The organism is Pseudomonas sp. MS01C9 (genome assembly GCF_058202755.1).
In genome coordinates, this window is sequence record NZ_CM177073.1 from 4,173,663 (window position 1) to 4,188,336 (window position 14,674).

A 14,674-nucleotide genomic window follows, 5' to 3' on the forward strand; every position below is an offset into this window, starting at 1 on the left:
GTTATGTCTGCCAAGAGTGATGATGCACCCAGCGACCTGATCCGCGCCCGGGATGTCGGTGGTTTCGACGTCTGGTCGCTGCCCAGCTTCGACCCTCATGTGCCGGAGCCTGAGCCCGAGCCGGTGGAGGAGCTGCCGGAAATCGAGGAAGTGCCGCTGGAGGAAGTCCAGCCGCTGACCCTGGAGGAAGTGGAAGGCATTCGCCAGGAAGCCTACAACGAAGGTTTCGCCATCGGTGAGAAGGAAGGCTTCCACAGCACGTCCATCAAGGTCCGCCAGGAAGCCGAAACGGCGTTGACGGCCAAGCTCCAGGCGCTGGAGACACTGATGCTCAACCTGTTCGAGCCCATCGCCGAGCAGGATACGCAGATCGAAAAATCCCTGGTGGGGTTGGTGCAACACATCACCAGGCAAGTGATCCAGCGCGAACTGGCCATCGATTCGAGCCAGATCGAACATGTCATGCGCGAGGCCCTCAAGCTGTTGCCATTGGGCGTGGGCAACGTGCGCCTATACATCAATCCCCAGGATTTCGCCTTGGTCAAAGCTCTGCGCGAGCGTCACGAGGAAACGTGGCGCATCGTCGAGGACGAAGCCTTGCTGCCGGGTGGATGCCGGGTGGAAACCGAACACAGTCGCATCGATGCCACTGTCGAAACCCGCATCCAGCAAGCCATGGCCAAGCTCTTCGACCAGTTGCACGAACAGGCCCTGCATCCGGCCGCTGCCGACCTTAGCGTGGAATTGCCGGACGAGCCCAGGGGCGCCGTCAGTGCCGGCCTGGATGCCGCCGAACTGATCGCTACCGAACCGGATGCTCGCGATGCGCCTTGAAAGAACCAGCTTCGGCAAGCGCCTGGGCAGCTACGCCGAGGCCACCGAACTGGCCGGCCAGCCGATCCTGGAAGGACGTCTGTTGCGCATGGTCGGCCTGACCCTGGAGGCCGAAGGCCTGCGTGCCGCCATGGGCAGCCGCTGCCTGGTCATCAATGACGACACCTACCATCCGGTGCAGGTCGAAGCCGAAGTCATGGGCTTTTCCGGCAGCAAGGTCTTTCTGATGCCGGTGGGCAGCGTGGCGGGCATCGCGCCCGGTGCGCGGGTAGTGCCCCTGGCCGATACCGGCCGGCTGCCCATGGGCATGAGCATGCTCGGGCGCGTGCTGGATGGTGCCGGCCGTGCCCTGGACGGCAAGGGCGGCATGAAGGCCGAGGACTGGGTGCCGATGGACGGTCCGACGATCAACCCGCTCAAGCGCGACCCCATCAGCGTACCGCTGGACGTGGGCATTCGCTGCATCAACGGTTTATTGACGGTAGGGCGCGGCCAGCGTCTGGGGCTTTTCGCCGGTACGGGGGTGGGCAAGAGTGTGCTGCTGGGCATGATGACCCGCTTCACCGAAGCCGACATCATCGTGGTGGGGCTGATCGGCGAACGGGGTCGTGAGGTGAAGGAATTCATCGAGCACATCCTCGGCGAGGAAGGCCTCAAGCGCTCCGTCGTGGTGGCCTCGCCGGCGGACGACGCGCCGCTGATGCGCCTGCGGGCCGCCATGTATTGCACCCGCATCGCCGAATATTTCCGCGACAAGGGCAAGAATGTCCTGTTGCTGATGGACTCGTTGACCCGTTTCGCCCAGGCCCAGCGGGAAATCGCCCTGGCCATCGGCGAGCCGCCGGCCACCAAGGGCTATCCGCCATCGGTGTTCGCCAAGCTTCCCAAGCTGGTGGAGCGCGCCGGTAATGCCGAGAAGGGCGGCGGCTCGATCACGGCGTTCTATACCGTGCTGTCCGAAGGCGACGACCAGCAGGACCCCATCGCCGACTCGGCGCGGGGGGTGCTGGACGGCCACATCGTGCTGTCCCGGCGCCTGGCGGAGGAGGGGCATTACCCGGCCATCGATATCGAGGCGTCCATCAGTCGGGTCATGCCATCGGTCATCAGCGCCGAACACCTCAAGCGCGCCCAGCAATTCAAGCAATACTGGTCGCGCTACCAGCAGAGCCGCGATCTGATCAGTGTGGGGGCCTACGTACCCGGGGGCGATCGCGAGACCGACACCGCCATCAATCTCTATCCAGCCATGGCGGTCTACCTGCGCCAGAGCCTGAACGACAACATCGGCATGGGCGCCAGCGAAGCGCACCTGCAGACCATCTTCGCCCCGGTTTCCGGCGGATAACCGATCATGGCCACGAGTCGTGCGGCGCGCCTGGCGCCCGTGGTGGACATGGCGGAAAAGGCCGAGAAGACCGCGGTCCAGCGGTTGGCGTATTTCCAGGGCCAGGTGGCCGTTGCCGAAAGCAAGCTGGCCGACCTGGAGAATTTCCGCCTGGAATATCAGGAACAATGGATCGCCCGTGGCAGCCACGGCGTTTCCGGCCAGTGGTTATTGGGCTATCAGGGGTTTCTCGCGCAGTTGGGGACGGCCATCGACCAGCAGCGCCAGAGCCTGGTCTGGCACCAGAACAACCTGGAGAAGGCGCGCCAGAGTTGGCAGGAGGCTTTCGCCCGCGTCGAAGGGCTGCGCAAACTGGTGCAGCGTTACATCGATGAGGCGCGACAGTTGGAAGACAAACGCGAGCAGAAGCTGCTGGATGAGCTGTCCCAGCGCCTGCCGCGCCAGGATCCGTTTTGACCGGGGCACTGGAATTTAGAGGGCGGGGCGATCCAAGGCCTTGCTCAGTCCTCTACCAGGTGCTACACCTTGTACACGTATGTCCATGACAGGGAAGCCTACTATGTCAGTCGTTACAGAAGTATCCGACGATGGGAAGAAACTGACGATTTCGATCAAGGGTCGTTTCGATTTCGGGCGGCACCAGGAATTTCGTGAATCTTACGAAAAGTTCCACAAGAAGCCCGAAACCTACGTCGTGGACCTGAAAGACACCACCTATCTCGACAGCTCCGCTTTGGGCATGTTGCTCCTGCTGCGTGATTACGCCGGGGGTGAAGACGCCGATGTGAGCGTCACCAACTGCGGTGCGGATGTGCGCAAGATTCTTGCGATCTCCAATTTCGACAAGCTGTTCGATATCGACGGCCCGAAGGAGGACAAGTCGGCGGCGAAAGATGATGGCGCGCAGAACGGCCACGCTCACCAGGACAAGTTCCATCTGGGCAAAGCCTGATCACCCGCCATGTTGTCCGATCTGGAGTCGCTGACGGTCCTGATTGCCGAGGACAGTGCCGCTGATCGGCTGCTGTTGTCCACCATTGTCCGTCGCCAGGGGCATCATGTGCTCACTGCAGCCGATGGTGCCGAGGCAGTGGAGGTGTACCAGCAGCAGCGTCCGCACCTGGTGCTGATGGACGCGATGATGCCCGTCATGGACGGGTTCGAGGCCGCGCAGAAGATCAAGCAGTTGGCCGGCGAGCAGCTGGTTCCGATCATCTTCCTCACGTCATTGACCGAAAGCGAGGCCTTGGCTCGTTGCCTGGAGGCCGGTGGCGACGATTTCCTGGCAAAACCCTATAACCAGGTGATCCTGGCCGCCAAGATCAAGGCGATGGATCGGTTGCGGCGTTTGCAGGCTACCGTCGTTGAGCAGCGCGACCAGATCGCCCGGCACCACGATTACCTGCTCAACGAACAGCGGGTCGCCAAGGCCGTGTTCGACAAGATCGCCCACTCCGGCTGTCTCAGCGCTCCGAACATCCGTTACCTGCAATCACCTTATGCCTTGTTCAACGGCGATCTGCTGCTGGCCGCGTTCAATCCGGCCGGCGACATGCATGTCCTGCTGGGGGATTTCACCGGCCACGGCCTGCCGGCGGCAGTCGGCGCGATGCCGCTGGCGGAGGTGTTCTACGGCATGACTGCCAAGGGCTACGGCCTGGCGCAGATCCTGCGGGAAATGAACGCCAAGCTCAAACGCATCCTGCCGGTCGACATGTTCTGCTGCGCGACGCTGTTGTGCCTGAGTTTCCAACGCGGCACGGTGGAAATCTGGAACGGCGGCATGCCCGACGGCTACCTGCATGACAGCCTCAGCGGGGCGCGCAAGCCATTGCCGGCGCGCCACCTGCCGTTGGGCGTGCTCACGCCACAGTTATTCGATGACCGTACCGAAGTGCATCCGATGGCGGTAGGGGATCGGGTATTCCTGCTGTCGGATGGCGTCATCGATACCAGTAACGAGGATGACGAACTGTTTGGCGTGGATCGGCTGCAGGCGGTCTTCGCCGCCAACCGCGAGCCGGACAGTCTTTTCGAAGACATCCAGCAGGCGCTGCGGGATTTTCGCGGCGAGGCCCGCGATGACTTCAGCATGGTGGAGGTGCGGATGGTGGCGCCGGCGCAACTCAACCCGCCGCCACCGGTCTATTCCGATAGCGGCCAGTCCAGCCCGCTGGACTGGTCGGTGAGCTTCGAGTTCCGGGCGCAGACGCTCAGGCGGTTCAATCCCATGCCGTACCTGTTGCAACTGTTGCTTGAAGTTCATGGGCTCAGGGCCCAGAGCGGTGCGCTCTACAGCGTACTCTCGGAGTTGTATTCCAACGCCCTGGAACATGGCGTGCTGGGGCTGGATTCGAGTATCAAGCGTGACGCGTCGGGTTTTGCGCGTTATTACACGGAGCGCAACTCACGCCTGGAAGAATTGAGTGACGGTCACATCCGGGTACACTTGCATATCACCCCTCATGGTGAGGGTGGCCGCCTGGTGATCGAGGTCGAAGACAGCGGCGAGGGCTTCGATGTCGCCCAGGTGCTGGCGCGACCTCTGGACTGCGACAGGCTGTCAGGGCGCGGTGTGAGCCTGGTACGGCAGTTGAGCCATCAGGCCCGTTGGTCAGACGATGGTCGTAGTGTCCGCGTGGAGTTTTTCTGGGAGGCTCTGGCATAATCCGCGCCATTCTTGATCAAGGAGCGAACAAGTGAGTGAGATTCATCTGGACCGCGATGTGCTCAGCACATTGAAGGAAGTCATGGAGGAAGGGTATCTGGAACTGCTAGACACCTTTCTCAACGATTCCGAGGCGCGCCTTCGCGTGCTGCACGAGGCTCGTGACGCTGAAAAACTGAGCGCCACGGCCCACAGCTTCAAGGGCAGCAGCAGCAACATGGGGGCCATCCGCCTGGCTGAGCTGTGCGGCGAGCTGGAGCAGCGTGCCAAGCAGCCCTCGCTGGGTGGCATCGAGAAGCTGGTCAGCGAGATCGACAGCGAATTTGCCCATGTTCGAAACCTCTGCAGGGAAGAGCGCGAAGGTTTCCACTGCTGAGCATGACCGACCGATTTCCAGCCTCTGCGGCGTTGGCCCGCCCCTTGCATTGACTTGTCTCGACTGTACCTATGATTTCAGTGCAGCGGAGACTTTTTATGCCCGTTACGCCCAATACACTGCTGCAGGCCACCACCCAGGCCAAGCCCCAGACCGCCGTCAATTCACCGGCAGCGGCCCCGGAGCCAGGAAATAGAGCCTTCAGCTTCGCGCAGGTCTTCGCCAAGCAGGCCCCCGTCAAATCACCGTCGGTACCTGAACCTTCGATGAAGCCGGTGCGCGACAAGACGCCCGACAACACCGTCAAGAAAGACGCCGGCAACGAAACGGCTGCCGCGCCAGAACCGACCGTTGCCGATAGCGGCAAACCCTTGCCCACCGACAAACCGGTCACCGCCGACGACCAGCAGGCCAGCGAGGAGCGCGACGATACGGCTGAAGCGCCCGTGGCCGAGGCTCCGCTTGCCGATCCGACACTGGACCCCGCCTTGCTGCCGGAGACTGCCGCATCGGTCGTGACCGTGGACGTTGCACCCACGCCGGTGGACGTTTGCTCCGCACCTCAGGTTGTCGCGGCGGTGGCGGCACCGGTTGCGCCCCTAGTGACGCCGGCCAAGGCTGAGGCTCCAGTGGTGGACCCGGAGTTCGATCCACAGGCTGACCCCCTCGATGCCCTGCCGGCGCTGCGCCTGGCAATGGAGCAGAGCGGCCATGTTTCCGCCGCCAGCCAGTCCAAGGCAGCCGCTACGGCGCCGCTCGAAGCCGAACAGACGTCCACGTCGGCCCAGACATTCGCCGCCGGCATGGCCAATATGCTCAGCGTCCAGGCTGACCAGGACAGCACCGGTCCGGGAAGCCAGGGCGGCGACAAGGCCTTCAGCGGCCTGATCAGCGAAGGGCTCAAGGATCTGGGGGGCGCTTCCAGCGATACCCGGGTGGATGATTTCGCCAACCGCCTGGCGGCGCTGACCCAGGCCGCCACGCCCAAGACTGCCAACGCGGTGCCGGTCAACCAGCCAATCGCCATGAACCAGAGCGGCTGGACCGAAGAGATCGTCAACCGGGTCATGTACCTGTCGAGCGCCAATCTCAAGGCGGCGGACATCCAGTTGCAGCCAGCCGAACTCGGACGCCTGGATATCCGGGTGAACATGATCCCGGACCAGCAGACCCAGGTTACCTTCATGAGCGCTCACTCCGGTGTGCGCGAAGCCCTCGAAGGCCAGATGCACCGCCTGCGCGACAGCTTCGCCCAGCAGGGCATGGGCCAGGTCGACGTCAGCGTGTCCGATCAATCCCGTGGCTCCCAGAACCCGGACCAGCAGGCGCAGCAGCAGGCCCAGGCCGGGCGCGCTTCGTCGACTGGCGCGCGCCTGGACTCCGGGGATGAAAACCTGCCGGCCGGCGTCGCCGAGGTGGCCGCCAGCACCACCACCGTCATCGGTACCAGCGCCGTGGATTACTACGCCTGACCAGGCAAACAGACCCTGTGGGAGCGAGCCAGCTCGCCATGACTGTGGACCAGTCACCGATACGAGGTGACCGAGACTCCGTAATGGCGAGCAGGCTCGCTCCCACAGTGCTTTGTGCTCCCGACATGTTCTGGCATAACACTTGCTCCTGCCTTGCCATGCAACCGTAAACCCCCCGATTAGTGACGGATTATTGGCATGGCGAAGAGCGAAGCAGCAGCTGTAAAAGACCCTGCGACCAAAGGCAAACTCAAGATGATCATCCTGATCGTCGTGGGGCTGCTGCTGGCGATCGGTGTATCCGTGGGGGCGACCTGGTATTTCATGCACAACGCTCAAAGCAAGCCTGCGCCCGTGGCCGAAGCGGCACCGGTCGGCAAGCAGCCGGCGATTTTCGAGCCCATGGCGCCTGCGTTCGTGGCCAACTACACCCAGAACGGCCGTCAGCGCTACATGCAGGTCAGCATCACCCTGCTGGGTCGCAATCAGGCCGACCTGGAAGCCTTGCGGGTGCACATGCCGCTGATCCGCAATAACCTGGTGATGCTGTTTTCCGGACAGAACTTCGACACCCTGGCCACCCCTGTCGGCCAGGAAATGCTGCGTCAGAAAGCCACGGCCAGCGTGCAGGAAGTGGCACAGAAAGAACTCGGCAAAGTGGTGATCGAACAGTTGCTCTTCACTAACTTCGTATTGCAGTAGGAACACGACATGGCCGTGCAGGACCTGTTGTCCCAGGACGAAATCGATGCGCTGTTGCATGGTGTCGACGACGGCCTGGTGCAAACCGAAACCGCTACTGAACCGGGCAGCGTCAAAAGCTACGACCTGACCAGCCAGGATCGCATCGTTCGCGGACGCATGCCGACCCTGGAGATGATCAACGAGCGCTTTGCCCGATACACCCGTATCAGCATGTTCAACATGCTGCGCCGTTCGGCCGACGTGGCCGTCGGCGGCGTGCAGGTGATGAAATTCGGTGAGTACGTGCATTCGCTGTACGTGCCCACCAGCCTGAACCTGGTCAAGATCAAGCCGTTGCGCGGCACCGCGCTGTTCATCCTGGATGCCAAGCTGGTGTTCAAGCTGGTGGACAATTTCTTCGGCGGAGATGGTCGTCACGCCAAGATCGAAGGGCGTGAATTCACCCCCACCGAGCTGCGAGTGGTGCGTATGGTGCTGGAGCAGGCCTTCATCGACCTGAAGGAGGCCTGGCAGGCGATCATGGAAGTGAACTTCGAGTACATCAACTCGGAAGTGAACCCGGCCATGGCCAACATCGTCGGCCCGAGCGAGGCCATCGTGGTGTCGACTTTCCATATCGAGCTCGATGGCGGTGGAGGTGACCTGCACGTGACCATGCCGTATTCGATGATCGAGCCGGTGCGCGAGATGCTCGACGCCGGTTTCCAGTCGGACCTCGACGACCAGGACGAGCGCTGGATCAATGCCCTGCGCCAGGACGTGCTGGACGTGGACGTGCCGATTGGCGCGACTGTCGCGCGGCGTCAACTGCGCCTGCGGGACATCCTGCACATGCAGCCGGGGGACATCATCCCCGTCGAGATGCCGGAAGACATGATCATGCGTGCCAACGGCGTACCGGCCTTCAAGGTCAAGATGGGCTCTCACAAAGGCAACCTCGCGTTGCAAGTGATCGAGCCGATCGAACGCCGCTGAGCAGTGTCGAAACTTTTTAGCGGATTTTACGTTTCTAACTGATTTTTGCCCGCCGAGGACAAACGATGGCTAACGATATGAACAACCAGGACGACCAGGCGCTGGCCGACGAATGGGCCGCTGCCCTGGAAGAAGCTGGCGAAAGCGGACAGGCCGACATCGACGCCTTGCTGGCAGCCGACACCGGCGCCGCTGCGTCCAACCGCCTGCCCATGGAAGAGTTCGGCAGCGTGCCCAAGAGCCACGAGCCCGTGACGCTGGACGGTCCGAACCTGGACGTGATTCTCGATATCCCGGTGTCGATTTCCATGGAAGTGGGCAGCACCGACATCAACATCCGCAACCTGCTGCAGCTCAACCAGGGTTCGGTGATCGAGTTGGACCGCCTGGCCGGCGAGCCCCTGGACGTGCTGGTCAACGGCACCCTGATCGCCCATGGCGAAGTGGTGGTGGTCAACGAGAAGTTCGGCATCCGCCTGACGGACGTGATCAGCCCGAGCGAACGCATCAAGAAGCTGCGCTGAGTGAAGGGGTTTATCGCAGCGGCCCTCATGCTGCCCTTCAGCGTGCTGGCGGCCGAACCGGCGGCGACCACCACGGCCACGGCGTCCGGCAGCAGTATGGCCGGGCAATTGGCGCAGCTGGTGCTGGGCCTGTTGCTGGTGCTGGGGCTGATCTTTTTCCTCGCCTGGTTGCTGCGCCGCGTGCAACAGGCGGGGCCGGCCGGCAAGGGCCAGGTCATCGATATCGTCGGCTCGCGCGCTCTTGGCCCGCGGGACCGGCTGGTGCTGGTGCAGGTGGGCAACGAGCAGATCCTGCTGGGCCTGAGCCCTGGCACGATCACCGCGTTGCACGTGCTCAAGGAGCCGGTGCAGGTGCCGTCCACCGAGCAGGCCACTCCCGAATTTGCCCAGCGCCTCATGGAACTGCTGGGTAAAGACCAGAAGGATAAGAAGTAATGCCGTTGCGCATTCTGTTGACGCTGGCGCTGATGCTGGCCGCGCCGTTGGCGTTCGCCGCCGATCCGTTGTCGATCCCGGCGATCACCCTGGGGACCAACGCAGAAGGGGCCCAGGAATACTCGGTCAGCCTGCAGATCCTGCTGATCATGACTGCGCTGAGCTTCATCCCGGCGTTCGTCATGCTGATGACCAGCTTTACCCGGATCATCATTGTCTTTTCCATCCTGCGCCAGGCCCTGGGCTTGCAGCAGACGCCGTCGAACCAGATCCTCACCGGCATGGCGCTGTTCCTGACCATGTTCATCATGGCCCCGGTGTTCGATCGGGTGAACCAGGATGCGCTGCAGCCTTACCTGGCGGAGAAGATCACTGCCCAGGACGCCGTGGCCAAGGCCGAGGTGCCGGTCAAGGATTTCATGCTGGCGCAAACCCGCAGCAGCGACCTGGAGCTGTTCATGCGCCTGTCCAAGCGCACCGACATCGCCAGCCCCGACCAGGCGCCGCTGACCATCCTGGTGCCGGCGTTCGTGACCTCCGAGCTCAAGACCGCATTCCAGATCGGCTTCATGATTTTCATCCCGTTCCTGATCATTGACCTGGTAGTCGCCAGTATCCTCATGGCCATGGGCATGATGATGCTGTCGCCGCTGATCATTTCCCTGCCGTTCAAGATCATGCTGTTCGTCCTGGTGGATGGCTGGGCATTGATCATCGGCACCCTGGCGGGCAGTTTCGGCGGTGTTTAGACCCCTTGCGCGAGTAGGACGATATGACGCCTGAAGTAGCGGTAGACCTGTTCCGCGAGGCTCTCTGGCTGACCACCATGATGGTTGCCATCCTGGTGATCCCCAGCCTGTTGGTGGGTCTGCTGGTGGCCATGTTCCAGGCCGCCACCCAGATCAACGAGCAGACCCTGAGCTTCCTGCCACGCCTGCTGGTCATGCTGGTGACGCTGATTGTCGCCGGTCCCTGGCTGGTGCAAACCTTCATGGAATACATCCTGCAGTTGTACGGCAGTATTCCGCAGTTGATCGGTTGACCCGATGTCGATGCTCGCACTGACGGACACCCAGATCAGTACCTGGGTGGCGTCGTTCATCCTGCCGCTGTTTCGCGTGACCGCCGTGTTGATGAGCATGCCGGTCTTCGGCACGACCCTGGTGCCGACCCGCGTGCGCCTGTATTTCGCCCTGGCGATCACGGTAGTCATCGTGCCCGGGCTGCCGCCGATGCCCCCGGTCAATGCCCTGGACCTCAGTGCGCTGATGCTGGTGGCCGAACAGATCCTCATCGGAGTCCTGATGGGGTTTTCGCTGCAGTTGTTTTTCCAGGCGTTCGTGGTGGCGGGGCAGATCATTTCGATCCAGATGGGCATGGCCTTCGCTTCCATGATCGACCCCACCAACGGCGTCAACACGGCCGTCATCGGGCAGCTCCTGACCATGCTGGTGACCCTGCTGTTCCTCTCCATGAACGGACACCTGGTGGTTTTCGAAGTCATGACCGAGAGTTTCACCACGTTGCCGGTGGGCAGCGCGATGCTGGTCAATCATTTCTGGAACGTCGCCGGCAAGCTCGGCTGGGTCCTGGGGGCGGCGATGCTGCTGGTATTGCCGGCGATCACTGCGCTGCTGGTGGTCAACATCGCGTTTGGCGTGATGACCCGGGCGGCGCCGCAGTTGAACATTTTTTCCATCGGTTTCCCGCTGACCCTGGTGCTGGGCATGGTGATTTTCTGGGTCAGCCTGGGGGATATTCTCAACCAGTACCAGCCGCTGGCCACCCAGGCCTTGCAGTTGCTGCGTGACATGGCACAGGCGCGCTGAACCATGGCCGAGAGCGAAAGCGGTCAGGACAAGACAGAAGACCCCACGGAGAAACGCCGTAGAGAGTCCCGTGAAAAGGGCGAGATCGCGCGCTCCAAGGAGCTCAATACCCTTGCGATCATGCTCGCCGGCGCTGGCGGCCTGCTGATTTACGGGGGCGGCCTGGCTCTGGATCTGTTGGAAATCATGCGCCTGAATTTTTCCTTGCCCCGGGAGGTGCTGCTGAGCCCCGGCGCGATGGCGCAGTACCTGTTGCATTCCGGCAAGATCGCCATCCTGGCGATTCAGCCAGTCCTGATTTTTTTGTTGCTGGCAGCCTTCATCGGTCCGATTTCCCTGGGCGGATGGCTATTCGCCGCCGGGAGCCTGGCCCCCAAGTTCAGTCGGATGAATCCGGCGGCCGGCCTCAAGCGCATGTTTTCCACCACGGCACTGATGGAGCTGCTCAAGGCATTCGGCAAGTTCCTGTTGGTCCTGTCCGTTGCATTGGTGGTATTGCAGGCCGATATCGACGACGTGCTGCGCATCGCCCATGAACCACTGGAGCAGGCCATTATCCATAGCGTGCAACTGGTGGGCTGGAGCACGTTGTGGATGGCCTGTGGCTTGATCCTGATCGCCGCTATCGATGTGCCGATCCAGCTCTATCAGAGCAAGCAGAAACTGATGATGACCAAGCAGGAGGTGCGCGACGAGTACAAGGACTCGGAGGGCAAGCCGGAGGTCAAGCAGCGGATTCGCCAGTTGCAGCGCGAGGTATCCCAGCGGCGGATGATGGCGGCAATTCCGGAAGCCGACGTGGTCATTACCAACCCGACCCACTATGCCGTGGCGCTCAAATACGATCCTGACAAAGGCAACGCCCCGGTATTGCTGGCCAAGGGCAGCGACTTCCTGGCATTGAAGATCCGTGAAATCGCCGTGGCCAATGAAGTGATGCTGCTCGAATCTCCGGCGCTGGCACGTTCCATTTACTACTCCACCGAACTCGACCAGGAAATCCCCGGTGGCCTGTATCTGGCGGTGGCCCAGGTACTGGCCTACGTCTATCAGATCCGTCAGCACCGCGCCGGCAAGGGCAAGCGTCCCGAGCCGCTCAAGGACCTGCCGATCCCGCCGGACCTGCGCCGCGATTCCTGAGCCATGAACCCGCCCCCTGTGGGGGCGAGCCTGCTCGCGAACGCGATGCTCCATTCGACCATCGGATGCGCCTGACAAATCGCAGTCGCGGGCAGGCTCGCTGCCACCGCGTGCATTCGTTTCGCCCGCTCTGTTTCGGCTGTCGGCAAAAGTTGGAAGGCTTCTTGCAATACCCCGTCTGCGCCCGCTCTGGGCGTCAAAAGTTTGCTTCACGGAACGGGGAATATCGGTGGATCGCTCTCAGTTACTCAGCACCGCGCGCAGCAACGTCGTAGACCTCAGCCGGGGCAATCTGGGCGTGCCGCTGTTGCTGCTGGTCATGCTGGCCATGATGATGCTGCCGGTACCACCGTTCCTGCTGGACGTGTTCTTCACGTTCAACATCGCTTTGTCCATCGTCGTACTGCTGGTGTGCGTGTATGCCTTGCGCCCACTGGATTTCGCGGTCTTCCCCACCATCCTGCTGGTGGCCACGCTGTTGCGCCTGGCGCTGAACGTGGCGTCCACCCGCGTGGTCATGCTCCACGGCCAGGAAGGTCACGCCGCTGCCGGTAAGGTGATCCAGGCCTTCGGTGAGGTGGTGATTGGTGGCAACTACGTGGTCGGTATCGTGGTGTTCGCCATCCTCATGATCATCAACTTCGTGGTGGTGACCAAGGGTGCCGGGCGGATTTCGGAGGTGAGCGCGCGCTTTACCCTCGATGCGATGCCAGGCAAGCAGATGGCGATCGATGCCGACCTCAACGCCGGTCTGATCGACCAGAGCCAGGCCAAGGCACGCCGCCTTGAAGTGGCCCAGGAAGCCGAGTTCTACGGCTCCATGGACGGTGCGAGCAAGTTCGTGCGCGGTGACGCCATCGCCGGCTTGCTGATCCTCTTCATCAACCTGATCGGCGGCATGGCGGTCGGTATCTTCCAGCACAACATGAGTTTCGGCGATGCGGGCAAGGTCTATGCCTTGCTGACCATCGGTGACGGTTTGGTGGCGCAATTGCCATCACTGTTGTTATCCACAGCCGCGGCGATCATGGTGACCCGTGCCTCGGGCTCCGAAGACATGGGCAAGCAGATCGGCCGGCAGATGTTCGCCTCGCCCAAGGCCCTGGCCGTGGCCGCCGGCCTGATGGCGGTGATGGGCCTGGTGCCGGGCATGCCGCACGTTTCCTTCCTGACCATGGCTGCCGTGGCCGCGGGCGGCGCCTATCTGTTCTGGAAGAAACAGAACGAGCAGAAGGTCCAGGCCCTGCAGGAGGTCAAGCGCCAGCAGGAATTGCTGCCATCGCCGGCCCGTGCCATGGAAACCAAGGAGCTGGGCTGGGACGACGTGACCCCCATCGACATGATCGGCCTGGAAGTCGGTTACCGCCTGATCCCGCTGGTCGACCGCAACCAGGGCGGCCAGTTGCTGGCACGGATCAAGGGCGTGCGCAAGAAGCTGTCCCAGGACCTGGGTTTCCTGATGCCCACCGTGCATATCCGTGACAACCTCGACCTGGCCCCAAGCGCCTATCGCCTGACCTTGATGGGGGTGATCCTGGCGGAAGCCGAGATCTATCCGGACCGCGAATTGGCCATCAACCCGGGGCAGGTCTATGGTTCGCTCAACGGCATCACCGCCAAGGATCCGGCTTTCGGTCTCGAGGCGGTGTGGATCGAAATCAGCCAGCGAGCCCAGGCCCAGTCCCTCGGCTACACCGTGGTGGACGCCAGTACCGTGGTCGCGACCCATTTGAACCAGATTCTGTACAAGCACTCCAGCGAGCTGATTGGCCACGAGGAAGTCCAGCAATTGCTGCAGGTACTGGCCAAGGGCTCTCCGAAACTGGCCGAAGAGCTGGTGCCTGGCGTGGTTTCGTTGTCTCAGTTGCTCAAGGTGCTGCAAGCGCTGCTGGCCGAACAGGTACCGGTTCGCGACATTCGCAGCATTGCCGAAGCGATCGCCAACAACGCTTCCAAGAGTCAAGATACCGCCGCCCTGGTGGCTGCAGTGCGGGTCGGCGTGTCCCGTGCAATCGTCCAAAGCATTGTAGGTACTGAGTCCGAGCTGCCTGTGATCACGCTGGAGCCAAGGTTGGAACAGATATTGCTCAATAGTCTTCAGAAGGCAGGACAAGGCTCGGAAGAGGGTGTTCTGCTGGAGCCAAGCATGGCCGAGAAGCTGCAGCGTTCGTTGATCGAGGCAGCCCAGCGGCAGGAAATGCAAGGTCAACCGGTGATCCTGCTGGTGGCAGGTCCGATTCGCGCGATGCTCTCGCGCTTCGGCCGCCTCGCAGTCCCGGGCCTGCATGTGCTGGCTTACCAGGAAATACCGGACAACAAGCAAGTGACCATTGTTGCGACAGTAGGGCCCAACGGCTGAGGTAGTGGT

Annotated in this window: 15 protein-coding genes and 1 pseudogene; all 16 read left to right on the plus strand. The window is 62.1% G+C overall.

Annotated features, from left to right (window positions below):
• Positions 1-3: 3 nt before the first annotated feature.
• The 16 genes and pseudogenes from fliH (at position 4) to flhA (ending at position 14,665) form a co-directional block, all read left to right on the plus strand.
• Positions 4-834: a flagellar assembly protein FliH gene (gene fliH, locus AC1M7R_RS19015; protein WP_072389500.1), complete on the plus strand. Its 831-nt coding sequence runs from the start codon at positions 4-6 to the stop codon at positions 832-834.
• On the plus strand, positions 824-2,182 hold the full coding sequence (fliI, locus tag AC1M7R_RS19020; RefSeq protein ID WP_053154947.1) for a flagellar protein export ATPase FliI: 1,359 nt from the start codon (positions 824-826) through the stop codon (positions 2,180-2,182). Before fliH ends, fliI begins: the two co-directional genes overlap by 11 nt.
• A gap of 6 nt (positions 2,183-2,188) precedes the next feature.
• Positions 2,189-2,638, plus strand: a complete 450-nt coding sequence (fliJ, locus tag AC1M7R_RS19025; protein WP_053154949.1) for a flagellar export protein FliJ — start codon at positions 2,189-2,191, stop codon at positions 2,636-2,638.
• A gap of 103 nt (positions 2,639-2,741) precedes the next feature.
• Positions 2,742-3,041, plus strand: a pseudogene (locus AC1M7R_RS19030) (STAS domain-containing protein); the annotation flags it as partial.
• Between the two features lie 102 nt (positions 3,042-3,143).
• Positions 3,144-4,850: an ATP-binding SpoIIE family protein phosphatase gene (locus AC1M7R_RS19035; protein WP_072389498.1), complete on the plus strand. Its 1,707-nt coding sequence runs from the start codon at positions 3,144-3,146 to the stop codon at positions 4,848-4,850.
• Positions 4,851-4,881: 31 nt separating this feature from the next.
• Positions 4,882-5,226 carry an Hpt domain-containing protein gene (locus AC1M7R_RS19040; RefSeq protein WP_042731736.1) on the plus strand — a complete coding sequence of 115 codons (345 nt, stop codon included), beginning with the start codon at positions 4,882-4,884 and terminating at the stop codon, positions 5,224-5,226.
• A 98-nt stretch (positions 5,227-5,324) separates the two neighbouring features.
• Positions 5,325-6,698, plus strand: a complete 1,374-nt coding sequence (locus AC1M7R_RS19045) for a flagellar hook-length control protein FliK (protein WP_490609827.1) — start codon at positions 5,325-5,327, stop codon at positions 6,696-6,698.
• Between the two features lie 198 nt (positions 6,699-6,896).
• On the plus strand, positions 6,897-7,400 hold the full coding sequence (gene fliL, locus AC1M7R_RS19050; RefSeq protein ID WP_053154955.1) for a flagellar basal body-associated protein FliL: 504 nt from the start codon (positions 6,897-6,899) through the stop codon (positions 7,398-7,400).
• A 9-nt stretch (positions 7,401-7,409) separates the two neighbouring features.
• Complete coding sequence (fliM, locus tag AC1M7R_RS19055; RefSeq protein WP_072389494.1) at positions 7,410-8,378, plus strand: flagellar motor switch protein FliM; 969 nt, start codon at positions 7,410-7,412, stop codon at positions 8,376-8,378.
• A 65-nt stretch (positions 8,379-8,443) separates the two neighbouring features.
• Complete coding sequence (gene fliN / locus AC1M7R_RS19060) at positions 8,444-8,902, plus strand: flagellar motor switch protein FliN (protein WP_072389492.1); 459 nt, start codon at positions 8,444-8,446, stop codon at positions 8,900-8,902.
• A 27-nt stretch (positions 8,903-8,929) separates the two neighbouring features.
• A complete protein-coding gene (gene fliO, locus AC1M7R_RS19065) occupies positions 8,930-9,337 on the plus strand; it encodes a flagellar biosynthetic protein FliO (protein ID WP_092179770.1) in 408 nt (135 codons plus the stop codon).
• The gene (fliP, locus tag AC1M7R_RS19070) at positions 9,337-10,086 is read left to right on the plus strand and encodes a flagellar type III secretion system pore protein FliP (RefSeq protein WP_072389488.1); all 750 of its coding nucleotides are present in this window, start codon (positions 9,337-9,339) and stop codon (positions 10,084-10,086) included. The genes fliO and fliP overlap by 1 nt, the downstream gene beginning before the upstream one ends.
• Positions 10,087-10,109: 23 nt before the next feature.
• Positions 10,110-10,379 carry a flagellar biosynthesis protein FliQ gene (gene fliQ / locus AC1M7R_RS19075; RefSeq protein WP_003184009.1) on the plus strand — a complete coding sequence of 90 codons (270 nt, stop codon included), beginning with the start codon at positions 10,110-10,112 and terminating at the stop codon, positions 10,377-10,379.
• Between the two features lie 10 nt (positions 10,380-10,389).
• Positions 10,390-11,166 (plus strand): flagellar biosynthetic protein FliR, encoded by a 777-nt coding sequence (gene fliR, locus AC1M7R_RS19080; RefSeq protein ID WP_490610487.1) that lies wholly within the window; start codon positions 10,390-10,392, stop codon positions 11,164-11,166.
• A 3-nt stretch (positions 11,167-11,169) separates the two neighbouring features.
• Entirely contained in the window at positions 11,170-12,306 is a 1,137-nt protein-coding gene (gene flhB / locus AC1M7R_RS19085) for a flagellar biosynthesis protein FlhB (RefSeq protein WP_072389484.1), read from the plus strand.
• Between the two features lie 229 nt (positions 12,307-12,535).
• Positions 12,536-14,665 carry a flagellar biosynthesis protein FlhA gene (gene flhA, locus AC1M7R_RS19090; protein ID WP_072389482.1) on the plus strand — a complete coding sequence of 710 codons (2,130 nt, stop codon included), beginning with the start codon at positions 12,536-12,538 and terminating at the stop codon, positions 14,663-14,665.
• Positions 14,666-14,674 lie beyond the last annotated feature (9 nt).

What these genes read in the sequence shown, in the direction of transcription:
- fliL (WP_053154955.1), top strand. Translation starts at nt 6,897, where the DNA reads ATGGCGAAGAGCGAAGCAGCAGCTGTAAAAGACCCTGCGACCAAAGGC.
- fliR (WP_490610487.1), top strand. Translation starts at nt 10,390, where the DNA reads ATGCTCGCACTGACGGACACCCAGATCAGTACCTGGGTGGCGTCGTTC.
- AC1M7R_RS19045 (WP_490609827.1), top strand. Translation starts at nt 5,325, where the DNA reads ATGCCCGTTACGCCCAATACACTGCTGCAGGCCACCACCCAGGCCAAG.
- fliN (WP_072389492.1), top strand. Translation starts at nt 8,444, where the DNA reads ATGGCTAACGATATGAACAACCAGGACGACCAGGCGCTGGCCGACGAA.
- fliO (WP_092179770.1), top strand. Translation starts at nt 8,930, where the DNA reads ATGCTGCCCTTCAGCGTGCTGGCGGCCGAACCGGCGGCGACCACCACG.
- fliQ (WP_003184009.1), top strand. Translation starts at nt 10,110, where the DNA reads ATGACGCCTGAAGTAGCGGTAGACCTGTTCCGCGAGGCTCTCTGGCTG.
- AC1M7R_RS19035 (WP_072389498.1), top strand. Translation starts at nt 3,144, where the DNA reads ATGTTGTCCGATCTGGAGTCGCTGACGGTCCTGATTGCCGAGGACAGT.
- fliI (WP_053154947.1), top strand. Translation starts at nt 824, where the DNA reads ATGCGCCTTGAAAGAACCAGCTTCGGCAAGCGCCTGGGCAGCTACGCC.
- fliP (WP_072389488.1), top strand. Translation starts at nt 9,337, where the DNA reads ATGCCGTTGCGCATTCTGTTGACGCTGGCGCTGATGCTGGCCGCGCCG.
- fliH (WP_072389500.1), top strand. Translation starts at nt 4, where the DNA reads ATGTCTGCCAAGAGTGATGATGCACCCAGCGACCTGATCCGCGCCCGG.
- fliJ (WP_053154949.1), top strand. Translation starts at nt 2,189, where the DNA reads ATGGCCACGAGTCGTGCGGCGCGCCTGGCGCCCGTGGTGGACATGGCG.
- fliM (WP_072389494.1), top strand. Translation starts at nt 7,410, where the DNA reads ATGGCCGTGCAGGACCTGTTGTCCCAGGACGAAATCGATGCGCTGTTG.
- flhB (WP_072389484.1), top strand. Translation starts at nt 11,170, where the DNA reads ATGGCCGAGAGCGAAAGCGGTCAGGACAAGACAGAAGACCCCACGGAG.